19 protein-coding genes are annotated in these 21,346 nt (G+C 68.6%); 6 read left to right on the plus strand and 13 right to left on the minus strand.

Features of this window, described 5'->3' with window-relative positions; all coding sequences use genetic code 11:
• The first annotated feature begins 110 nt into the window (after positions 1-110).
• Complete coding sequence (locus tag AORI_RS61115) at positions 111-1,067, plus strand: helix-turn-helix domain-containing protein (protein WP_043848123.1); 957 nt, start codon at positions 111-113, stop codon at positions 1,065-1,067.
• A gap of 410 nt (positions 1,068-1,477) precedes the next feature.
• On the opposite strand, the gene AORI_RS61120 is transcribed toward AORI_RS61115, so the two are convergent.
• Positions 1,478-1,822 carry an ArsR/SmtB family transcription factor gene (locus AORI_RS61120; RefSeq protein WP_043848840.1) on the minus strand — a complete coding sequence of 115 codons (345 nt, stop codon included), beginning with the start codon at positions 1,820-1,822 and terminating at the stop codon, positions 1,478-1,480.
• Between the two features lie 265 nt (positions 1,823-2,087).
• Here AORI_RS61120 and AORI_RS61125 point away from each other — a divergent pair, with 265 nt between their 5' ends.
• Entirely contained in the window at positions 2,088-2,708 is a 621-nt protein-coding gene (locus tag AORI_RS61125) for a hypothetical protein (RefSeq protein WP_016334370.1), read from the plus strand.
• Positions 2,709-2,724: 16 nt separating this feature from the next.
• On the opposite strand, the gene AORI_RS83905 is transcribed toward AORI_RS61125, so the two are convergent.
• From AORI_RS83905 to AORI_RS61155, 7 genes are all read right to left on the minus strand, one after another.
• Entirely contained in the window at positions 2,725-2,874 is a 150-nt protein-coding gene (locus AORI_RS83905; RefSeq protein ID WP_167337772.1) for a hypothetical protein, read from the minus strand.
• A 429-nt stretch (positions 2,875-3,303) separates the two neighbouring features.
• On the minus strand, positions 3,304-4,674 hold the full coding sequence (locus AORI_RS61130; protein WP_016334371.1) for an aspartate aminotransferase family protein: 1,371 nt from the start codon (positions 4,672-4,674) through the stop codon (positions 3,304-3,306).
• Complete coding sequence (locus AORI_RS61135; RefSeq protein ID WP_016334372.1) at positions 4,671-8,735, minus strand: Pls/PosA family non-ribosomal peptide synthetase; 4,065 nt, start codon at positions 8,733-8,735, stop codon at positions 4,671-4,673. The genes AORI_RS61130 and AORI_RS61135 overlap by 4 nt, the downstream gene beginning before the upstream one ends.
• Entirely contained in the window at positions 8,732-10,000 is a 1,269-nt protein-coding gene (locus AORI_RS61140) for an aspartate kinase (protein ID WP_016334373.1), read from the minus strand. The genes AORI_RS61135 and AORI_RS61140 overlap by 4 nt, the downstream gene beginning before the upstream one ends.
• Positions 10,001-10,531: 531 nt before the next feature.
• The gene (locus tag AORI_RS61145) at positions 10,532-11,392 is read right to left on the minus strand and encodes a universal stress protein (RefSeq protein WP_043848124.1); all 861 of its coding nucleotides are present in this window, start codon (positions 11,390-11,392) and stop codon (positions 10,532-10,534) included.
• 169 nt (positions 11,393-11,561) lie between these two features.
• A complete protein-coding gene (locus AORI_RS61150; RefSeq protein WP_016334375.1) occupies positions 11,562-12,245 on the minus strand; it encodes an ABC transporter ATP-binding protein in 684 nt (227 codons plus the stop codon).
• Positions 12,242-13,324 (minus strand): ABC transporter permease, encoded by a 1,083-nt coding sequence (locus AORI_RS61155; RefSeq protein WP_016334376.1) that lies wholly within the window; start codon positions 13,322-13,324, stop codon positions 12,242-12,244. Before AORI_RS61155 ends, AORI_RS61150 begins: the two co-directional genes overlap by 4 nt.
• Before the next feature lie 171 nt (positions 13,325-13,495).
• On the opposite strand from AORI_RS61155, the gene AORI_RS61160 reads away from it, so the two are divergent.
• Positions 13,496-14,671: a sensor histidine kinase gene (locus tag AORI_RS61160; RefSeq protein WP_016334377.1), complete on the plus strand. Its 1,176-nt coding sequence runs from the start codon at positions 13,496-13,498 to the stop codon at positions 14,669-14,671.
• Positions 14,668-15,303 (plus strand): response regulator, encoded by a 636-nt coding sequence (locus AORI_RS61165; RefSeq protein ID WP_016334378.1) that lies wholly within the window; start codon positions 14,668-14,670, stop codon positions 15,301-15,303. The genes AORI_RS61160 and AORI_RS61165 overlap by 4 nt, the downstream gene beginning before the upstream one ends.
• Positions 15,304-15,378: 75 nt before the next feature.
• Here AORI_RS61165 and aztD read toward each other — a convergent pair whose 3' ends face one another.
• The 4 genes from aztD to aztB are packed head-to-tail and all read right to left on the minus strand — an operon-like array spanning position 15,379 to position 19,509.
• Positions 15,379-16,551, minus strand: coding sequence for a zinc metallochaperone AztD (gene aztD / locus AORI_RS61170; RefSeq protein ID WP_016334379.1), 1,173 nt, complete (start codon positions 16,549-16,551; stop codon positions 15,379-15,381).
• 26 nt (positions 16,552-16,577) lie between these two features.
• Positions 16,578-17,477: a zinc ABC transporter substrate-binding protein AztC gene (aztC, locus tag AORI_RS61175; protein ID WP_016334380.1), complete on the minus strand. Its 900-nt coding sequence runs from the start codon at positions 17,475-17,477 to the stop codon at positions 16,578-16,580.
• On the minus strand, positions 17,474-18,661 hold the full coding sequence (locus AORI_RS61180; protein WP_016334381.1) for a WD40 repeat domain-containing protein: 1,188 nt from the start codon (positions 18,659-18,661) through the stop codon (positions 17,474-17,476). The genes aztC and AORI_RS61180 overlap by 4 nt, the downstream gene beginning before the upstream one ends.
• The gene (aztB, locus tag AORI_RS61185; protein ID WP_016334382.1) at positions 18,658-19,509 is read right to left on the minus strand and encodes a zinc ABC transporter permease AztB; all 852 of its coding nucleotides are present in this window, start codon (positions 19,507-19,509) and stop codon (positions 18,658-18,660) included. Before aztB ends, AORI_RS61180 begins: the two co-directional genes overlap by 4 nt.
• A gap of 48 nt (positions 19,510-19,557) precedes the next feature.
• Here aztB and aztA point away from each other — a divergent pair, with 48 nt between their 5' ends.
• Positions 19,558-20,292: a zinc ABC transporter ATP-binding protein AztA gene (gene aztA, locus AORI_RS61190; protein ID WP_016334383.1), complete on the plus strand. Its 735-nt coding sequence runs from the start codon at positions 19,558-19,560 to the stop codon at positions 20,290-20,292.
• A 9-nt stretch (positions 20,293-20,301) separates the two neighbouring features.
• The gene (locus AORI_RS61195) at positions 20,302-20,775 is read left to right on the plus strand and encodes an SMI1/KNR4 family protein (RefSeq protein WP_016334384.1); all 474 of its coding nucleotides are present in this window, start codon (positions 20,302-20,304) and stop codon (positions 20,773-20,775) included.
• A 3-nt stretch (positions 20,776-20,778) separates the two neighbouring features.
• Here AORI_RS61195 and AORI_RS61200 read toward each other — a convergent pair whose 3' ends face one another.
• On the minus strand, positions 20,779-21,342 hold the full coding sequence (locus AORI_RS61200) for a TetR/AcrR family transcriptional regulator (RefSeq protein ID WP_016334385.1): 564 nt from the start codon (positions 21,340-21,342) through the stop codon (positions 20,779-20,781).
• Positions 21,343-21,346: the final 4 nt, after the last annotated feature.

Genomic DNA, 21,346 nt, shown 5'->3' on the forward strand with positions numbered 1-21,346 from the left:
TCGCTTTCCGTGGGTGCGGCTACCATCCTGACTGACCCGATCCGATATCGAGATACGGATTCGGGTCAGTCATCGTCGAGATCGGCCGACATCCGCGGGAAGAGGGATCGATGAGTGCTCCGAGAGTGGCCGTCCTGGCGTTCGAGGGGATCAGCCCGTTCCACCTCGCTGTGCCGTCGCTGGTGTGGGGCCCGGAATCCCCGGCGGGCGACATGGACCCGTGGCCGCTCACGGTCGTCGCCGTCGAACCGGGCAGCCTCACCACGAGCGCCGGGTACGCGATCGACGTCTCCGCGGGGCTCGATGCCCTCGCGGACGCCGACATCGTCGTCGTGCCGTGGTGGTCCGACCCGGAAACCTCGACACCCGCGCCGGTGTCCGCCGCGCTCCGGGCCGCGCACGAACGCGGAGCCCTCGTCGTCGGGCTCTGCCTGGGGGTCTTCGCCCTCGCGGACGCCGGTGTCCTCGACGGCCGCGCCGCGACGACCCACTGGAAATGGGTCGAGACGTTCCGGCGTCGCTTCCCCTCGGTCGATTTGCGCCCCGAGGAGCTGTACGTCGACGAAGGCGACGTGGTGACCGGAGCCGGTGCGACCGCCGGGATCGACACCTGCCTTCATCTGCTCGCCCGCACGGCGGGGCAGGTCGTCGCCAACCGGGTCGCCCGCCGGATCGTCGCGGCACCACATCGTCCCGGCGGGCAGGCCCAGTTCATCGAGCTCCCGGTGCCCGCCGCGGACGAGGATCCGCTCACCGAGGTGATGAACTGGGCGCGATCCCATCTGGGCATCCAGCACAGCATCGACGGCCTGGCCGCCCGAGCGCATATGAGCCGCAGTACGTTCACCCGCTCGTTCCGCGCCCGCACCGGGACCACCGTCCACCACTGGCTTGTCGCGCAACGGCTCGCGCAGGCGCGGCACCTGCTCGAGACGACCGCTCTCGGCGTCGACGCCGTGGCCGCACAGTCCGGCTTCGGCACCCCCGCCCGGCTTCGTGAGCACTTCGCCACCGCACTGGGCACGACACCGACCCGCTATCGGACCGAGTTCTCCGCCCCGCGCTGACCAGCCACGAGACGGGTGAGCAATCCTTTTCCCGCCCGCAAAGGAACAAGCGGAATCATTATTTCCGCAAAACCCGGCGACACCGTCGAAAGGGTCGTGTCCTACACTTCGCTTTTCACATCGATGAATAGCTCACCCCCGAGGGTGAGCTCAATCGAGTGCATTGCCCTGCGGAACTGGATCGAAGAAGCCGTTCCGGGGCAAGATGATCGGCACAAGGACCGGCGCGACGGAGGACCATGTGGAGCTGTGCGGAACCCCCATCTTCGACTCTCTCGTCGAGGAGACACGGCGAACCCGGGACGGCGATGACCATTCCGAATCGAATGGGAAGCATGCCGATTCCGACCAGGAAAACAAATGACGGCCGCCGCGAGGTCATGAATATCCGAAATTGCTTTTCATCCTGATCAAGGCGAATCCCCGCCGGTGGAATTCTGCAAATCGTCGAGCAGCTCCAACTGGCCGGTTATGACCCCGGTCAGGATCCCGCGCGCGACGGCGAGCAGTTCGGCGACCGACGGACTGGTCAGGGAGTAGGAGACGGTCGTCCCTTCCTTGCTCGGTACCACCAGGTTGGCCCGGCGCAGCACGGCGAGTTGCTGAGACAGGTTGGCCGGCTCGATACCCAGGTCGGCCAGCAGCTCCGAGACATGATGGTCCCGCTCGCTGAGCAGTTCGAGCACGCGGATCCGGACGGGGTGCCCCAGCGTTTTGAAGAACTCCGCCGTCGCCTGATACAGGGGACTGTTCATCGGCATCCCTTCCCCGCAGAGCCGGCCGTGCACACATCCCTGATCGTGCCCGACGACAAGGGCGCCCGAACGTCACCTCACACAGAACGGTCGTGACCACACCCGATCAGGGCACAAATCCCGGTTCGTCCGCGCCATCGCACATCCATAAATTGCATATTTATGCAAGTTTGCATATCAGAAAGGTGAGAACACCTGTGAGTCACGGCATGCGGGAATCCGCGAGCCTCTTGCCGAGCGCCCGGCCTGCCACGAGGAGCGGACGGTGACCACACGCCACTCCACCCCCGCCGCGGCGACCCGGGCCCATCTGGCCCTCGCCGCGCATGCGGCGGAACTGGCCGATCTCGCGGCGAACGCCGCCAGGGAGGACGAGGGCTCCCCGCCGGACCACGCCGGACTGATCGGGATGGCGCAGCAGATCGTCGAAGCGGCGGTGGTCGCCGCACGGCTCGACGGAAAGACCTGGCAGGAGATCGCGTGCGGGCTCGACGGGGAGACGCCGAAGTCCGCGCGCACCCGGTATTGGCCCTCGGTCGCGCGGTTCCGGGCGGATCCCTTCCCCGCGCAGGGCTCCCGTCACGAGGGTGCGCCGCTTCGTCTTCGGCGGCTGCCCACCCCGGAGCAGCGACCGGACACGCCCGCCGAGTCCGCGCCTCCCTCGCCGACCGGGCACCTCGCCCTGGTCACGATCCCGGCCGAACAGAGCGACCCCGAACCGGCGGCCGTGGACGCCCGGCTGAAGATCGCGGAGCGGCTTGTCGCCGCCTACGAGCGGATCGCGACCAACGACCGGCAGCCGCCGCAGTGGATCCTCGACGGCCTGGCCCACGCCCGCCGAACGGCCGCGGATCTCCGCGACCATGCCGGTGCACCGCCTGAATGACTGCCGCTGCAGGAAGCTACACCGACGTCGCGAGGTCGGCTTCGCGGTCGAAGTCGTGCTCGTCCTCAGTCCGCGTCCGCGCCACCATCTTCGCGACCAGGTCGAAGATCGGCGTAGCTTCCTGCGGGAAGGTCACGCTCTGCTGGTTCGCGCTCTCGGCGATCATGAACTGCTACTCCTCAGGGGTGACAACTACAGCGACTGTTCACTCTAACGGCCGGATGCCGATCACGGGCCGTATTCGGCGTTTTGGTCGCTTCGCGGAGGCGACCGTCACCAGATGCGCACCTTGTCCTCTGTACCCACCCGGTCCGAAGTCCGTGAAGGCCTCCTTGAGGGACTCTGGTTCCCTCAAGGAGGCCTTCACGGACTAGGCACACAGGCGCGGCGTGAGCGAAGGCGTAACTCGCGTGATCAGGCACGTAACTCGCGTGACTGAAGGCCGCACTCGAGTGTTCCGCCTCTGATCACGCGAGTTGCGGCTTCAATCACGCGGGTCACGCCTTCGATCACGTGAGTGCTCGGTGCCGTCCTCGTGAGTGGCGTTTCGGGTTAGAACCCGAAACGCCACTCACGAGGCGGGACCTGCGGTTTCCTACCCCGGCGGACCACAGTGCTCGATCGCGTCGAGCAGGATCGCGCAGGCGACGTCGACCTCCTCGGCGGTCACGGTGAGCGGCGGCATCAGGCGGATCACGCTGTCGTCGCGGCCGCCGAGTTCGACGATCAGCCCGTGCTGCAACGCGTACGCCTGCACGGCACGGGCGTATCCGCCTGCCGGGCGGCCATCGCGTGGATCGGCCAGCTCGATCCCCCACATCAGGCCGAGGCCGCGCACCTCACGGACCCAGACGTCACCGTGCAGTGTGCCGAGCCGCTCGGCGAGCTGCCGCCCGCGCTGCCGGACATTGCCCAGCACGTCGTCACGCCGGACGATGCGGACCGCGGCCGTGCCGGCGGCGAACGCGGCCTGGTTGCCTCGGAACGTGCCGGTGTGCGCGCCGGGCGCCCAGCCGTCCAGCCGCCGGTCGTAGAAGATCACCGCCACCGGAAGTCCCATCCCGCTCAAGGCCTTCGAGGCGATGATCACGTCGGGCTCGATGTCGTAGTGCTCGAACGCGAACCAGGTGCCGGTGCGGCCGCAACCGGTCTGCACCTCGTCGACGACGAGCGGGATGTCCAGCTCCGCGGTCAGCGCGCGGACCCGGCGTACGAAGTCGCGGTCCGCCGGGATGATCCCGCCTTCGCCCTGCACCATTTCCAGGATCACCGCGGCGGGAAGGTGGATGCCGCCATTGGGATCGCGCAGCGACCGTTCCAGCAGGCCGACACAGTTGGTCGTACAGGTGTCCCGCGAAAGCCCTACCGGACACCGGGCGCAGTAGGAGTACGGAAAGAAGTGCACGCCGGGCACCCCGTTGGCGATCGGCCGTTTCTGGGCGACCAGCCCGGTCAGCGCCATCGCGGCGTGACTCGAGCCGTGGAACCCGCCCTGGAAGGACACCAGGTCACCGCGCCCGGTCGCGGTCTTGCACAGTTTGATCGCGGCGTCCACGGCGTTGGCGCCGCCCGGGCCACAGAAGTGCATCCGCATCCGCGAGCGGAGGGCTTGCGGCAACATGGACAGCTGGGCGTCGACGAACTCGCGTTTCGCCGCCGTCGGGAAGTCCAGGCCGTGGGTGAGTACGTGCATCTGTTCGGTGGCCGCGTGCACCACTTCGGGATGGTTGTGGCCGAGGGAGAGCACGCCCGCGCCCGCCAGGAAGTCGACGAAGACGTTCCCGTCCATGTCCCACAGGTAGCTGCCCTCCGCGCCCGCGATGGCGATCGGCAGGTGACGCGGATACGCCCGCGCACTGGATTCCCACTGTCGCTGGTGTTCGAGGAACTCGGCCGAGCGCGGACCGGGCAGCGCACCTTCGACGCGAGGGGCCAGTGCCGGCCTCGCCGTGGATGTCCTCGTCATGGCAATCTCCTTGCCGCGGTGATGGTTTCCGCCTTGTCGAGTTCGACCGCCGGATTGGCGTGCCAGCGGGTACGGGCCGGGGCCGTGGTGCCCTTCATCAGGAACGCGTCCGCTTCGGCGATCGCCCCGTCCGCCATCGCCACTCCATAGTGGACGAAGGAGCCGGTGCTGAGAGTGCACCCCGCGCCGATGTCGATGTGGTCGGATTTGAACGTGCCGTCTTCGAGCGAATGTCCCTGCACGACGGTGTGCAGGTTGAGCACGCAGTCGTCGCCGATGCTCACCAACGACCGTTCCGGGATCGCGCACCCGTCGTCGAAGACACGGCGGCCGATCCGGACGCCGAGACGACGCAGCAGGAACGGCTTGAACGCCGTCCCGTTGAACAGCGCGAGGTAGCGGGCGGGGCTGAGCTTCCAGAACCGCTCGTGCCGCCAGAAGATCGGATCGTAGATCGAGCAGTACCTCGGCCGCAGCGCCCGGAAGCCCTGTACGGCGAGTTCCGCCAGCATGAGGAACGCGACCGAGAACACCAATGTCGCCACGATGCCGCCACCGACGGCGAGCGGGCCGACCCGCTCGTGCAGGGCGCCGGCCGCCGTGCCGATGAGCAGGATTCCGAACAGATGCAGCCAGTGCACGAGCAGATAGACGAGGATGGTGACGGTGTTGTGGCGGTTCTTCGCCCGCAAGCCCCGGCGCAGCGCGTCGCCGGTGTGGAGGTGCTCGAATCCGGTGTCGCGGCGGACGGTCCGGGGGATCTCGAACGCGGGCGACCCGAGCAGCCCGACGTTCTCCCGGACCGGTCCGTCCAGCGGGACCAGGACCTTGGTGGCCAGCAGGCAGTTCCGGCCGACCCGCGCGTCCGGCGGGAAGGCGATCTCGTTGCCCAGGAACGCCTCCGGCGCGACGGACGTCTTACGCAGGCGGAACGAGGAGGCGGAGAAGTCGGCGTTGAGCATCGAAAGGCCGTCCGAGACCATCGTCCCGGTGCCGACCGTGCTGAGGAACGGCGTCTCGTGCTTGACCTCGACCCCGAAGTTGGATCCGGTCTGCCGGACCTTCGACAGGTCGTACCCCAGCGCGCGCAGGTAGTACACGATGTAGCTGCTGTCGCCGAACAGGTAGGTGTACGCACGCATGTTCGTCAGCCGCGCGATCAGCCGCTGGATGGCGAAATGCGTGCCGTAGAGCGGATAGACGCGGTCCGGCCGGAGGAAGAAGCCGAGCAGGCGCGGGATCGTGAGAACGACCGCGAGCCCGGCGAGCAACGCCCCGAAGTACAGCAGTGCCGAGTCGGCGATCCGGCCGCGATAGAAGGCCCAGCTCGTGAAGTCCGTCGTCGTGGTGAGCCAGCGATCGACGAACACGTCGGCCCCGCCCAACGTCACGGGAAGCGTCACCGAGAGCAGGAGCAGCAGGCTGGAAGCGCAGAAGACGATCGGCCTCAGCCTCCCGCGCGGGACCGTCCCCAGCGCCCGGTAGTCCACAGTGGAGAGACGGGCGGGCGACCCGTGCCAGCTTTCGCCATCGGGGACGGACTGCCCGGCGTTCAGCGACGACGAATGGCCGAGCTGCGCGTCGTGGCCGAGCGTCGTGCCGATGTCGAGCACGGTCATTTCACCGACGAAGGCGTTGTCGCCGAGTGTGACCCGCCCCGTCTGGATCCGCCCCGCTCGGGCGCGATAGCACGAGAAGTACGCGTCCTTCCGGATGACCGCCCCGGCGCCGACACTGAACAGATCGGTGCAGACCGGCGGGTTCCGCGACAGGATCACGGCACCTTTGCCGATGTCCGCGCCGAGCGCTCGCAGGTACCACGAGTACAGCGGCGTCCCGATGAACAACATCAGCGGGCTGAACCGGACCAAGGTCTTGACCGTCCAGAAGCGCAGGTAGCCGACGCTCCACAGCGGGATCTCCCCCGGCTTCCACCGGCCGACGATCGCCCACTTCGCCAGAATCGGCACCACGGACAGGACGACGAAGACGACGAGGCCGAGTCCGGCGGCACGTGCGTAGCTCTCGGCGAAACCCGTCGCGGCGGAAATCCAGGCGAATCCCGTGTCCAGGATCCAGCTCGAACCGGCGGCATAGGCCAGAAAGGCCAAGAGCTGGAACACTCCACAAAGGACGTATGACACGGTCGACGCCCGGCGCGGCTCTTCGGCACGAACGACCGTGACCTCGGCCGCGGCGACGGTCGACTCGGCGAGACCGCGAACAGTGGGATTGAGGTACACGTCCTTGGCCGACAACGATGCGAGGTCGCCGTGTTCACGGACCACGGCGCAGAACTTGGCGAGCAGCAGGGAGTCGGCGCCGTAATCGTCGAAGAAGTGCCCTGTCGCCGAGATCCGCTCGATCCCGAGGACACCGCCCAAGGCCTCCGCCAAGTGGAGTTCGGTCTCGGTCGCCGGTGCCACGTAGCCGGTTTCGTTCCCCGCTCGGCGTGGACCGGTGGGAGCCGGAAGATGTCGGCGATCGGCCTTGCCCGCCGGCGTCAGCGGGATGTGGTCGAGCCTCTCAAGGTAGGCGGGCACCATGTAGCCCGGCAGGAGCTCCGCCAGGCGACGACGTAGCTCTCCGGGGTCGACGTCGGCCTGGTCGCGTCGCAGGCTGTAGTAGGCGACCAGCTCGACGGTGCCGGGTTCCGGACGATGGGTTTCGACCACCGCCTGGGCGATTCCGGGGATCTGCAGGAGAACCGATTCGATCTCGGTGAGCTCGACTCGATAGCCACGGATCTTCACCTGGGTATCGGCGCGGCCGTGGTATTCGATCTCCCCGTCCGGGGTGATCCGGCCCAGGTCACCGGTGCGGTAGATACGCCGGGACGGGTTGTGCCCGATGCCGAGGAAGTCCGGGACGAACGCGCGCTCGGTCAGGTCGGGCCGGTTGAGGTAGCCGCCGGCGAGCCCGATCCCGGCGATGCCGATCTCGCCGAGTTCGCCGGCGGCGAGTGCCCTCGGCTCGTCCGGGTCGAGGATGACGACCGAATAGGTGGGCAGGGGCACGCCGATGGTCACCGGACGATCCGGCCGCAGCACCGACCACGTCGCGGTGACAGTGGCCTCTGTCGGGCCGTAGACGTTGAGGAACCGTCTGTCCGGGCGATACCAGCGGCGCACGAGGTCTTCGGGACACGCCTCACCGGACACCAGGAGGAACCTCAGCAGCGGCAGGTCCTCGTCGAGGCTGGCCAGCAGGGTCGGGACACAGCACAACGCGGTGACCTTGTTCTCCTGCAGGAACTCGAGGAGGTCGTGGCCGACGAGCGCGACGCCGCCGGGTTTCGGCACGAGCGTCGCGCCGCTCAGCAACGGCACCCAGATCTCCTCGACCGAGAAATCGAACGCGATCGTCATGCCCTGATAGACCCGGTCGGTGCGCTGGATGCCGTAGACCTCGGTGGCGACCTGGACGAAATTGCAGATCGAGGCGTGATCGATCGTCACGCCTTTCGGCCGCCCGGTCGAGCCGGACGTGTAGACGACGTAGCAGAGTTCGTCGGCCGGAGCGCTCTTCTCGGCCGCGGTGAGCCGCTCGCCCGGCTGCCCGGCGATGCGATCCGAGTCCTCGTCGAGGCAGATCAGCTCGACGCTGCCAGGCTCGAACCGACCACGCAGGGCGGCGGTCGACACCACGAGCCGGACGCCGGCGTCCTGGACGATGTAGGCCAAGCGGTCGTCGGGAAAACCCGCGTCCAGCGGCACATACGCCGCGTTGACCTTGAGCACGGCGAGCATCGCGACGTAGGGATGAACCGGTTCGCCGAACAACAGCCCGATGCGGTCGCCGGGCCGCACCCCGTGTGCTCGCAGATGCCGCGCGAGCCGATTGGCCCGCTCGTCCAAGCCGTCGAACGTGAGCTTCTCGTCCTCGGCGTCGACCGCGAGGCGGTCGCCGAGGCCGTCGGCCCGCAACCGGTCGCAGAGCCGCTCGTACAACTCTTCCAACCGGTCGCCGACCCGCCATCGAACCCGCTGGTCGTGACCGTCACAGGTGAGGACCAGGCCGTCGGTGGTGAACTGGCCCGACGGCTGTCCGTAGGGGCTCATGGTCGGTCCACCGCCAAGCCGAACGAGTCGTGCAGGGCGCGGACGGTCATGTCGACGGCGTCGGCGGGGATCACGGCGGTGAGGCGCGATGGCGACGTCGTCATCGCGGGCACCGTGACCCGGTGATCGGCGAGGACCCGCAGCAACCCGGGCAGGAACCCGGGCGGATCGAGCAGCGCGGTGCCGACCACGGACACCGAGCCGAGATCCTCGAAGACCGTGGAACGCGCGTCCAACTCCATCGCGAGCCGGGCGATCGGCAGACCGAGCGGCTCCGTCCCCCGGACGGTGAACCGCAGTTCGCCGGGATCGGGCCAGCTCAGGTTGTCCGGCCGCACCCCGCAGGCCGCCAGCGTCGCGAGGACACGCGCGTAATGGTCCGGGCCGGAGGCGGACACCTCGACCCGGACCAGCCGCACGTCGCGTTCGTGTGCGATGCCGATGACGCGGGGAACGTCTTCCATCGACGCTTCTCCGGCCGTCACGACGGTCGAGGGGCCTGGATCCGACGCGTGCGTCACCCGCACCGCCACTCCGTGACGCCGCGCGAGCTCGACGGATCTGGGATGCAGCACCCGGGCGCCGAGCCCGGCGAGTTCGACCATGGCGTCGTACGAGATCGTCCGGACCACCCGGGTGTCCCGCACGATGCGGGGATCGGCCGTGCGAACACCGTGCACGTCGGTCCGGATCTCGCATTCGGAACCGCCGAGCGCGGCGGCGAGCGCCACCGCGGTGGTGTCGGAACCACCTCGGCCCAAGGTCAGCAGTTCGCCGTCGGCGTCCCGCCCCTGGAACCCGGCGACCACGACGACCCGCGCGTCACGCAGCCGGGCGGCGATCTTGCCGGGATCGACCCGCACGATGGTCGCCGCGCCCGGTTCGCCCGCGACCTCGATTCCCGCCTGGTCACCGGACAACGAGACGGCCTCGATCCCGCGCTCGGTTAAGGCCATGGCGAGCACCGCCGCAGACACCTGTTCACCGGTCGCCATCAGCTGATCGAGCTCCCGGGGCGCGGGCGGTTCGGCGAACTTCCCGGCCAGGTCGATCAACCGATCGGTGCTGTCCCCCATCGCCGACACGACCAGGACCACCCGGTCCCCCGCTTCGGCGATGGCGGCCACCTCGTCGGCCACCTCGTTCACCATTTCCGGCGTGGCCAGCGACGAGCCACCGTATTTTCGTATGACAAGCCCTTCGTTTCGCGTCTTCGGTAAGGGTGGATCCAGGCTGACATCCAGTTTCGGGGAGAAATTCACCATTTTCCTTAATAGGTCGCCACGGCGGCCGTGTTCGCGTTCGGAGAACAGACCCGCTGCGAATGGCCGCATTCGTGGTGGGGTATACGGCGGAGTTCGGAAGTGCCTGCCGGACAAGATGCCCTGGCGGAGGTGACAGCTTTGGAAAGTAGTGCGGGACACTTTCCACGGGTACCTCCGTAAGTACGAAAGATCGATCGCCCGTTCCTCCCAGGCCATAACCCGGCGGCAGCGTGCGAGGTTATGACGGCGAACAGCCGAGTTCAATGGAATTAGGGCAGAAGAATGACGTATTCGCAGTGGCTTCGAAATTCGGGAGAACGACGGCGTGACAAAACGGAACGAATTTCCCCACTCGCCGCAAGTTACGAGATCCTTTTACGTGCCGAAGCCGAGGAGGAACCCGTCAAAGTGACCATGCCGCGCGCGATGGCCGAAACCCAGCATTTTTCCCACTGTTCGGAAAGAGGACATGACGACGACTCGGTCCCATATCGTGGACCGAGTCGTCGTATGTCCTTTGTGGAGTTCCGATTACAGGTCGGCGTTTTCGCCCGGCTCAGCGGGCCGGATGACGGCGACAGGGCCCTCCGCATGGGCGATCAGGGCCTTGCTCGTCGAGCCCAGGAGCATCCCTTCGGACCCGCCGCGGCCACGGCAGCCGACGACGAGCAGGCCCGCCCGCTTGCCTAGTTCGAGCAAGGCGCGGATAGGCCGCCCCCGGTACAGGACGACCTCGACCGCCACTTCCGGGTACTTGTCCCGCCACGGTGCCACTTGCTCTTCGACCGACCTCCGCTCGTCGTCCTCGACCCGGCCTGACGGCTCGGACCAGGCCCGGACGACGGTCAGCCCGGTGTTCCGGGAACTCGCTTCGTCGAAGCCGAACCCGAGAGCGCCTTCACTCATCAGAGAACCGTCCGTGCCTACCACGATCCGGTCGTCGTCGCGCCAGGCGCCGCCGACCACGACGATCGGGCATTGGCCGCGTTGGGCGACGGCGACCGCGGTGGAGCCGATCAACGGTCCGGTGAACCCGCCGAGCCCCCGTGATCCCAGCACCAGCATCGTCGCGCCCGTGGACTCCTCGACCAGGGCGGGCACCGCGCTCCACTCCCTGACCACGGTCTCGACGACCAGGCCCGGAAAGCGGGCCAGCACTGCCTCGCGCACCTGGGAAACCCACCCCTGTCCCAGATTGGCGAACCCCGCTCGGATCTCCTCGGCCGGGGGAAGCACGCTCGGGACGTTCTCGAGCGGCACGGCGTAAACGTGGACGAGCCGAAGTGGCATACCTCGTCGTGAAGCGGCGCCCGCCGCCCAAAGAGCCGCCGTCCTCGCCGACCGGGATCCGTCTATCCCGGCGACGAGCGGACCATCCGTGGCGATCGGCATTCCGGCTCCTTTCGAGGTCGGACCCGCTGTCATCAGCCGGTCCCAGTCTCGAATGGCGGCGCTGCGTGAGCGCAGAGGACGAAGTCCCCCGGCGTCCGCTCCCGAGTCCCGGCCACGCCGCCGTCCGGCCCACGAGGCAGGGGCGAAAGGCCCTATGCCCGGAGGCGGCTCAGCCGACCGGTGAGGGACTGCCCAACCGTCCATCGTGGACTTCGACGACCCTGTCGACCCCGGCGAGGTGGGCGCGGTCGTGCGTGACCAAGACCGTGGCGGTGGCCCGCTGGCGGGTCAGGCGCGTGATCAGGTCGATGACCGCGGAGCCGCGGTCGTGGTCGAGGGCGCTCGTCGGTTCGTCGATCAGCAGCACGGGGGGCTCGTTCATCAGCGCGCGAGCGATGTTCACCCGTTGCCGTTGGCCGCCGGAGAGCTGGTGCGGGCGCCGCCCCGCCTGCGGTCCGAGCCCGACGGCGTCGAGCAGGTCCATGGCCACACCGCGTGCTCCGGCCGGAGAGCGACCGTCGATCCGGGCCATGACCTGGAGTTGCTCGGCGGCGGTGAGGGAGGGCAGCAGATTGGGTTGCTGGAAGACGATCCCGATCTTGCGGCGGCGTAGCCCGGTGAGCTCACCGCGGGTCAGTCCGGTGGTCTCGGTGCCGTCGATCGTGACGGTCCCGCGGTCCGGGGAGATGAGGGTGGCGGCGACGGCGAGCAGGCTGGATTTGCCCGAGCCGGAAGGCCCGGCGACAGCGGTGATCGTGCCCGGCGGGACGTCCAGCGTGACATCGTCGAGGGCGGTGAGGCGGGAGTCGCCGTCGGCATAGGTGAGGGTGACACCGGTCAGGTTCAGGCTCATCGGGCACTCCCCAGTGCGGTCAGCGGGTCGACGGAAGTGATGCGGCGGACGGAGAGCGCGGCCCCGAGAGCGCCGAGCAGGATCATCACGGCGGCGGGGACCAGCACGGTGGCCGGCGTCAGCAGGAAGGGCACGGCGGATCCGGCGACGACCGCGCCGAGGCCGACGGCCAGTCCGGTACCGATGGCGGTACCGCCGACGAGAAGGACGACAGCCTGGCCGAGCGCGTCCTTCAGCAGGAAGAGGGTGCTCGCACCCAACGCCTTGAGGACGGCGATGTCGCCGCTGCGCTGGATCGTCCAGACGGTGAAGAAGGCGCCGATCACGAGCGCGGAGATGGCGAACAGGAAGCCTCGCATCAGTTGCAGCGAACCGTTCTCCGAGGTGTAGGAGCCGATGGCGGACAGCGAGTCGCTCTTCGAAACCGTCTTCGTGCCCGCGGCCAGGTCAGCGGCCGCGAGATCGGCGTCGGCCGTCGCGGTCAGCGCGAGCACGGTCGCGCTCGGCACGCCGCCCGTGGGTGGCACGGTCTTCGCCCAAACGTCCAGACCGGCCCACACCACGGGTGTGTGGCTGAACCAGGCGTCCCCGGTCACGGCGGCGACGGTCAGCGGGCGGCCGGCCACGGTGATGGTGTCCCCGCTTCGGACACCGAGATCGTCGGCGGCGGACGTCGACAGCACCACCGAGCCGTCGGCGATGGTCCCGCCGTCCGGTGCGAGTGCCGAACCGGGCCGGACTCCGAAGACGGAGACCCCGGCGCTGCGGCCTCCCGCCGTGGCCTTGGTGGTGGCGATGCCCAGCGGCTCGGCATCGATGACGCCCGGGGTTTCGGCCCACTGCCGCCGCTGTGTCTCGGTGATCGCGGAGTTGGCATAGGACAGGCTCTGCCCGTCACCGGGAGCGGCGAAGACGATCTTGTCGGCGGGCAGGCCGGTGATCGCGGAGATGTTCTGCTCCCCCAGCCCCGCGGTGAGCCCGGACAACAGGCCGACCAGCAGGGTGATCAGCACGACCACGGCCCCCATCAGGGCGAACCGCCCTTTGGCGAATCTCAGATCTCTCCAGGCGACGAACACGGTTCCGCTCTGTCCTCTCCGGCGGGTGGGCTGGTGACCCCTCCACGATCGCCTCCTGGGACCGCGACGACATCTGACCGGAGATGGCACTTCGCGCGCCGGAAGACGGCACGCCGCTTCTACCTTTGGATAGAGGCGCCCACTGGTTCCGCTCCGTAATCTGGACGCACTGTGACCACCTCGCCCACTTTGACCCCGACCAGCCGGGTGCTGACCTGGTGTCTGCACCTGCTGCTCGTCGCCCTGCTCGCCCTCGCGGCCGTCCGGGCCGTCGCGGGCGGCTCGTCGGACGCGGGAGCGATCGTCGCGACGGCGCTGCTGTGCGCCGTCGTGTACGCGGTCGGCCCGCTGTTGCCGCGCGTCAGGACGTCTCGGCGGGCCGCCCTGTGGTGGTTGATCGCGGTGGGTCTCGTGTGGCTGGCCCTGCTGGTGCTCACGGCCGACGGCGTCTGGGTCGCCTTCCCGCTGTACTTCCTGCAGTTGCATCTGTTGCCGCGCCGCCAAGGCCTGGTCGCGGTGATCGCGACGGCGCTCGCGGCGATCACCGCCTTCGCCGCCCACCAGGGCACCTTCGTCCCGGCGGCGGCGATCGGCCCGGCGTTGGGCGCCGCGGTCGCGGTCGCCGTCGTCTGGGGGTACCAGGCGCTGTACCGCGAAAGCGAACGACGGCGGAACCTGATCGACGAACTCACCATCACCCGCGCCGATCTGGCCGAAGCCCAGCACACCGCTGGAGTGCTCGCCGAGCGGGAACGGTTGGCCCGCGAGATCCACGACACCCTGGCCCAAGGGCTGTCGAGCATTCAACTCCTGTTGCGCGCCGCGGAAAGGACCCTGCCCGACACCGCGGGAAACGCCGCCCGCTACGTCGAGCAGGCTCGGCAAGCGGCGGCCGACAACCTGGCCGAAGCCCGCCGCTTCGTCGTCGCCCTGTCCCCGCCGGCGCTCGACGACACCACGCTCGCCGACGCGCTGGAACGGTTGTGCGCCACCACCAGTGCCCGGCACCGCATCGCCGCGCGGTTCCGATTCACCGGCACTCCGACTCCCCTGCCGACCGCGCACGAGGTCGCCCTGCTGCGCATCGGCCAGGCGGCACTCGCGAACACCGTCCGCCACGCGGGCGCGTCCACCGCCGAGGTCACCTTGTGCTACCTCGACGAGCACGTCACCCTCGAGGTCGTCGACAACGGTGTCGGTTTCCATCCGGAGCACAGCGGCTTCGGTCTGAGCGCGATGCGCACCCGCGCCGAAGCCCTGGACGGCACCCTCGATGTCGAGTCCTCCCCCGGCCACGGCACCGGGTTGTCCGTGCGGCTGCCCGTCGAACCCAAGGAACGTCTGTGACCGAACCGCCGATCCGGCTCCTCGTGGCCGACGATCACCCGATCGTCCGGGCGGGCCTCCGCGCCCTGCTGGAAACCGAACCCGGTCTCGTCGTCACGGCCGAAGCCGCGACCGCGGAGGAAGCGGTGACCCGCGCCGCGGAAGGCGGCATCGACGTCGTGCTGATGGATCTGCGGTTCGGCCCCGGCATGACCGGCGCCGAAGCCACCGCGGTGATCACGGCGCGGCCGGGCGCTCCGCGCGTCCTGATCGTCACCACCTACGACACGGACGCCGACACCCTGCCCGCCATCGAAGCGGGCGCCACCGGCTATCTCCTCAAAGACGCTCCACCCGAAGAACTCGTGGCCGCCGTGCGGACCGCCGCCGCCGGACGCACCACACTCGCCCCGACCGTCGCCGACCGGCTGATGAACCGGATGCGAATGCCCACCGCCGCGCTGACGCTGCGCGAGATCGAAGTCCTGGTCCTGGTCGCCGACGGCCTCTCCAACCGGGCCATCGCGGAACGGCTCCACCTGACCGAAGGCACCGTGAAATCCCACCTCGCCCGCAGCTACACCAAACTCGGCGTCGACTCGCGCACGTCCGCCGTCGCCACCGCGACCGACCTGGGACTCATCCGCCGTTGACGAGTGTGGAGGATTCGGGACGTCGAATCCTCCACACTCGGATCACCCGACCGGTGCGGGGCCGCTATGGCTCGATCAGCCTGCGAGCACGCCGCTGACCTCGTTCGGCGTTCCCGGGATCGTGCCGGTCGCGGTCTTCGTGCCGGAGGCGAGGTCGACCGAGTGGATCTCCTTCTTGCCGGGATCGGTGACGTAGGCGGTCCCGCCCCGGACGAAGATCGCCGGACGCGGCTGCTGCCACTCGATCGGCTCCTGCCAGGTGCCGATGACGGCGATCTTCTTCGTCACCGCGCCGGTCACCGGGTCGATCACGTGGATCTGACCGTCGGTGCCCAGCACCAGCGCCTCGCCCTGCGGGCCGCGGGCCAGCGAACGGAAGGTGTAGCTGGTCCCGATGTCGACGTGCTTGAGCGTCGCCTTCTCGGTGTCGATCAGCGAAATCCGGGTCGGGCGTTCGAGCTCGGCCGCTTCGTCGACCTTGTAGTCGCCCAAGGTGATCGGCGAGACGTCGGAACCCGCCTGGTTGCCGATGCGCCCGTAGGCATCCGGGCTGGTCACCTTGGTGATCACACCGTTCCGGTAGATCAGCACGCCGGTCTGGCAGCCGACCACGATCGCCTCCCCGCGTGCGGCGGCTTCACCGTGCACGCCGGGACACTGCTCGTTGCGCGCGATCTCCTTCTTGTCCTTGTCCAGTACCACGATCCCGGACCGCTTGTCCTTGTTCCCGACGGTGGTCACCAGTTCGCCGTTCTCGAGTTCGACGGCCACGCCGTGGTGCGCTTCCGGAGTCTTGTGCTTCGGTGCGGGGAAGGCCGCGGTGCCGATCGTCTTCGGATCGAAGACGGTCACTTCGCCGGTTCCGTCGGCGAACAGCACCGTCTTGCCGGCGTGGCGGACGACGTGCCCGGGCTTGGCCGCCTTCACCTCGTTGTCCGTCAGCACTGCGCCGACGGCGTCGAGGACCCGGAACCCGGTGGAGGTCGAGACCATGAGGTGCCGGTCGTTCCCGGCCGGGTTGAGCCGGTTGAAGCCTTCCAGCGGAAGGTTCTTCGCCACTTGCAGGGTCTTCCCGTCGAGCAGGACGATTCCGCCGTCATAGGTGACGGCCACCGGATTCGCGACGACCGGAGCCGGAGCGGCGTTCTTCCCCGGCTCCGCCGCCGGCTGTTCGGTCCCGCAGGCGGCGAGTGCGAGGGTGCTCGCCGTCGTCGCCATCAGCGCGAGATATCGGGTCTTCCGTGCCATTTCACTGTGCCTTTCGTCTGTTCCGATCAGGAACGGGTCAAACCGGTGGTGATCGATTCGGTGTTGGCGCGCATCATTTCCAGGTAGGTGGCCGCGCCCTGGCCCGGTTCGCTGAGCGACTCGGAGAACAACGGGGCCACCTGGACGTGCAGCCCCGCCTGCTCGGCCAGTACCCGCGCGAGCCGGTCCGGCTGGGAGGAGTCCGCGAAGATCACCGGCACGCCCGCCGCGCGGACGGTGTCGGCGAGCGCTTTGAGATCCGAGGAACTGGGCGACGCGAGCGTCGTTCCGCCGGGAATCACCGCGCCGACGACCTCGAAGCCGAACCGCTGGGCCAGGTAGCCGAACACGTGGTGATTCGTCACGAGCTTCCGGCGCTCACGAGGGATCCCGCCGAACTTCTCGGTCATCATGCGGTCGAGCGCTTCGATCTCCCCGCGATAGCGTTCGGCGTTCGCGCGGATGACCGACTCGTCGACGCCGCCGACATGGGCGACGACCTCGTCCGCGATCGTCTTCACCGCGTCGCACACCCGTGCCGGATCCGTCCAGAAATGCGGGTCCGGCTTGTTGTCGGCGTAACTGATCGGGTTCACCCGCTCCCCGGCGGGCAGCGCCGGTACGCCGTTTTCCTCGGCGGTGCGGACGGTGCGCAGCATCCCCTCTTCCAGCCCGAGTCCGTTGTAGACGATCAGGCCGGCACGCTCGACCTGCGCGGCTTGCTGTGCGGAGATACCGAACGAGTGCGGGTCGGCGTTCGGCTTCATCAACACGGTCACCTCGGCCTGATCGCCGACGATGGCGCGGGTGATGTCGCCGAGGATGTTCGTGGTGACGACGACCGACTTTCCGCCCCCGCCGCTTCCGGAGCATCCCGCCACCGCCAGCAGCGCCACCGCGAACAGGGTGAGTACGCGGCGCTTCATCGGCCGGTCTCCACGATGTGGCCCGCCTTGCCGCCGACCTTCAGCGTCCTGGCACGCCGGAGGTTGTCGTTGTAGTCGATTTCGTACACCTCCGCGGACAGCGGGTTGTTGAGGTAGGCGCGCGTCGAATCGACCTGGATCGTGGCGGCGCCGGCGGCGGTCCCTTCCGGGGTCAGGAGCGGGATCGCCGTCTGTTCCTTTCCGGCGCTGTCGAAGGAGCGCAGCTTCCCGTCCCGGGTGAGGACCAGTAGCGGGCCGCCCTCACCGACGGCGTTCACCGCGGCGACCGGTCCGGTCTCGACGTATTGCCAGCTCCGGCGCCCGACGTCCAACGACCACACGGCGGAGTCACCCGCTCGGGCGGCCAGCGTGGCACCACCCGGACGATGGAAGAAGGCCGTGGCGCGTTCCTGCGCGGTGACGCTGCGCGGATACGGGATCTTCGCCCCGGCGAACGCACCGTCCTTTTCGGTCACCAGCAGGGCGCCGTCAGCGCATCCGAAGACGACACCACGCCTGGTCACCGCCTGGCCCCGCAGCTCCGGACACGGCTGGTCGATCTCGGCCACGGCCTTGCCCTGGCGGTCGTGGACACGCACCCCGCGGGCGAACGGCTTTCCGTCGTCCGTCACCGTGGCGATGATGTGTTCGCCGTATGGGATGGCGACGCCGGCATGCGTGATCTTCCCCAGTTCGGTGACGGTCCCCTTGTCCAGCGCGGCCCGGTCGAGCAGGGTGGTTGTTCCGTCCGAATAGGACAGTGCGGAGACGGCGGGATCGCTGTATGCCGCTGACAGCTGCTTGCCCGGCGCCACTCCGACGTCGCGGACCTTCGCCCGGTAGTAGTGGACGTGGTCGCCGTGGTCGACCATCCAGGATCCGCTGTCGATCACCCGGATCGTGCCGTCGCCCGCGGTCAGGTAGCCGAAGCGGCCGTCTCCGGTCACCGCTCGCACGCCGTCGACGCGTCCGACTTCGTGGACCTCCTCGGTGATGAGGTCCACGACCCGCACCGCCCCCGTGTCCGAGTCGGCGACGATCAGCCGTGACTGTGCCTCGGCCGCCTCCTCGGCACCTTCGACATAGCCATGAGGGACTTCCGGGGTCACCTCCTTCGGCTGCTCCCCGCCGCACGCCGCCAAGGTCAGCGCCGCGACGACGGCCGTCACTGCTTTCAGTTTCATCGTGAGCACTCGATCTCCGGTGTCAGGGAACGGAATCGCTGTCGTACGAAGGACAGGAACGCGGAAAGGAAGAACAGGAGGACCGCGCCGGCGGCGATGGTCGCGCCCGCCGCGGTGCCCCAATGCCAGGACACGAGCAGGCCGCCGACCGTGGCGGCGATGCCGAGCAGCGCCGCGATGAGCATGATCGTGGTGATCCGCCGCGACCAGAAGAGCGCCGCCGCGGCGGGGGCGATGAGCAGGCCGAACACCAGCAAAGTCCCCACCACGCGGAACGACGCGACGATCGTCAGCGTGACCAGCCCGAGCAGCACGGCGTTCGCGAGCCGTGGCCGCAGCCCCAGGGTGTGCGCTTTGCGCACGTCGAAGGTGAGTGCGGTGAACGAGCGATGTCCCACCAGCGCCACCACTCCCACGACGAGCAGGGTGACCGCGAGGCCCACCAGGTCGCCGGATCCGACGGCGAGTACGTCACCGAACAGGAATCCGGTGAGATCGACGGCGAACGACCGCGAGTGCGACACGATGATCACGCCGCTCGCGAGCATGCCGACGAACAGCAGCCCGATCGTGGTGTCCTCCGACAATCGCCGCGAACGCCCGAGCGCCGTCACCCCGAGGGCCATCACACCGGCACTGATCGCCGCACCGATCAGCAGGTTCACGCCGGTCAGCGAGGCGATCGCCACGCCGGGCAACATGCCGTGCGACATCGCGTCGCCGATGAACGCCATGCCGCGCAACACCACCCAGGTGCCCACGACCGCGCACACCGCCGAAACGAGCACTCCCGCCACCAGCGCACGCTGCACGAACGAGACCTCGAAGGGGATCAGCAACCACTCCACCCGTCACACTATAGTGGTAATGATTGTCATTATCTGAAAGAGGGTGGGATGACCCCGGACACAACGGCGCTCACGATCGACCGTGCGCACGCCCATTACGGCTCTCGCGAGGTGCTGCGCGGGATCACCGCTCAGATCCCGTCGGCGCGGCTCACCGCGGTCGCCGGAGCGAACGGCGCGGGCAAGTCGTCGCTGCTCAACCTTGTCGCGGGAGTGCTCCCGCCGACCAGCGGTTCGGTGACCCGCCGGGATCCGGGTCGCGTTGCCTACGTGACCCAGCAGAGCGAGGTGTCGCGATCGCTGCCGATCACCGTGCGTGCCACCGTCACGATGGGCCGTTGGGCACACCGAGGCCACTGGCGGCGATTGTCCAAATTGGATCGTAAGATCGTCGGAGAATGCTTGGAACTGCTGGAGATCACGTCGATCGCGGACCGGCCGATCGGCATGCTGTCCGGCGGACAGCGGCAACGGGCGCTGGTCGCGCAGGGGCTCGCCCAGCGATCCGCGCTGCTACTGCTCGACGAGCCGTCGGCCGGTCTCGACCTGCACGCCCGCCGCTTGATCGATGAGGCCTTGCGCGCCACGCTCGCCGAGGGCACGACGGTTCTGCGGGTCACGCACGACCTCGAAGTCGCGGGCCGGGCCGATCACTGCCTGCTGTTGCAGGACGGCCGGCTCGCCGGCGAGGGCGCGCCCGCATCGGTACTGACGCCTGAACGGGTCGCGGAAGCCTGGGGTCTTCCGGCCGGCATCCGGTCAGGAGTCGCCGATGCCCGCTAGGGTGTACCCGTGGAAGCGACGTGGCCCCCGGCGCTGGCTGAGCACCTCGAGCGCCTCCAAACCCGCGTCGGCCTCGAATTCCCGCCCGAACTGCTCACCTGGTGGACCCTCATGGACGGCTTCGACGACCACGGAGCAGGGAACCGATCCGTAGAGTTGATCCCGAAGGGCTACCTGCCTCTGTCGGTGGCGCGCGCTGAGGAGGAGTACGCCAGGCAATCGCAGTACCCCGACCCCGGCTGCTGCACCCCCGAAGGAACGCACCGGAAGCAGGCAGGCGCAGACGGATTTCCCTACTGCACAGCGGTTCTTCCCATCGGCCGGGCCATCGACGGCGGCCTTCTGTGCGTCGATCTCCGACAGGGCGAGCGCCACGGCGTGGTCATGGAGTGGTACGCCAGTGAAGGGATCTACGACTCCGACTGGGCAAGCGTCACCGAGATCCTCGACGAGATCGCCGAGCGGCTCGACAGCGAACAGTGACCTTCATTCGCCGAGCAGTGTCTTGACGGCCTCGCGCGCCTGACGCGCCGGCGCGGGGTCGCCGCTGATGCCCGCCGTCACGATCGCCCCTTCGGCGAGCAGGTAGACCACTTCCGCGACCGGCTGCCCGGTGGCCCGCACCCAATTCTCGATCTGCTGGTGGAACGCCTGCTTATGCGCCCGCACTTCGGCCAGTACCGCCGCGGACGACGGGCCGAATTCGCCGTGGGCGTTGATCCAGGCGCAGCCGCGGAAGCCGGGTTCGGCGAACCACTCGGCGAGCCAATCGAAGATCGCGAGCACACGCTCCCGGGGGTCCTCGACTTGTTCCACCCGGGCGGCCAGGCTGCCCCGCCAGCGCTCATCGCGGCGTTTGAGCATCGCCACCACGAGGTCTTCCTTGGCTTCGAAGAACCGGTAGATCCGCTTGAGTGAGAGGCCGGACGCCGCTCGGACCTGATCCATGCCGACCGCCTGGATGCCGTTTTCGTAGAAGAGTTTCTCGGCGGCATCGAGCAGGGCTTCGCGGTCCACGCGGTTCTGCTCGTCGGTGACGGCGGCCGGCATCGGT

It is taken from the genome of Amycolatopsis keratiniphila, assembly GCF_000400635.2.
GTDB lineage: Bacteria > Actinomycetota > Actinomycetes > Mycobacteriales > Pseudonocardiaceae > Amycolatopsis > Amycolatopsis keratiniphila.

Excerpts from the sequence above, each read along its gene's own strand:
- AORI_RS61115 (WP_043848123.1), top strand. The coding sequence starts at position 111 with ATGAGTGCTCCGAGAGTGGCCGTCCTGGCGTTCGAGGGGATCAGCCCG.
- AORI_RS61120 (WP_043848840.1), bottom strand. The coding sequence starts at position 1,822 with ATGAACAGTCCCCTGTATCAGGCGACGGCGGAGTTCTTCAAAACGCTG.
- AORI_RS83905 (WP_167337772.1), bottom strand. The coding sequence starts at position 2,874 with ATGATCGCCGAGAGCGCGAACCAGCAGAGCGTGACCTTCCCGCAGGAA.
- AORI_RS61130 (WP_016334371.1), bottom strand. The coding sequence starts at position 4,674 with ATGACGAGGACATCCACGGCGAGGCCGGCACTGGCCCCTCGCGTCGAA.
- AORI_RS61135 (WP_016334372.1), bottom strand. The coding sequence starts at position 8,735 with ATGAGCCCCTACGGACAGCCGTCGGGCCAGTTCACCACCGACGGCCTG.
- AORI_RS61140 (WP_016334373.1), bottom strand. The coding sequence starts at position 10,000 with ATGGTGAATTTCTCCCCGAAACTGGATGTCAGCCTGGATCCACCCTTA.
- AORI_RS61145 (WP_043848124.1), bottom strand. The coding sequence starts at position 11,392 with ATGCCGATCGCCACGGATGGTCCGCTCGTCGCCGGGATAGACGGATCC.
- AORI_RS61150 (WP_016334375.1), bottom strand. The coding sequence starts at position 12,245 with ATGAGCCTGAACCTGACCGGTGTCACCCTCACCTATGCCGACGGCGAC.
- aztD (WP_016334379.1), bottom strand. The coding sequence starts at position 16,551 with ATGGCACGGAAGACCCGATATCTCGCGCTGATGGCGACGACGGCGAGC.
- aztC (WP_016334380.1), bottom strand. The coding sequence starts at position 17,477 with ATGAAGCGCCGCGTACTCACCCTGTTCGCGGTGGCGCTGCTGGCGGTG.
- AORI_RS61180 (WP_016334381.1), bottom strand. The coding sequence starts at position 18,661 with ATGAAACTGAAAGCAGTGACGGCCGTCGTCGCGGCGCTGACCTTGGCG.
- aztA (WP_016334383.1), top strand. The coding sequence starts at position 19,558 with ATGACCCCGGACACAACGGCGCTCACGATCGACCGTGCGCACGCCCAT.
- AORI_RS61200 (WP_016334385.1), bottom strand. The coding sequence starts at position 21,342 with ATGCCGGCCGCCGTCACCGACGAGCAGAACCGCGTGGACCGCGAAGCC.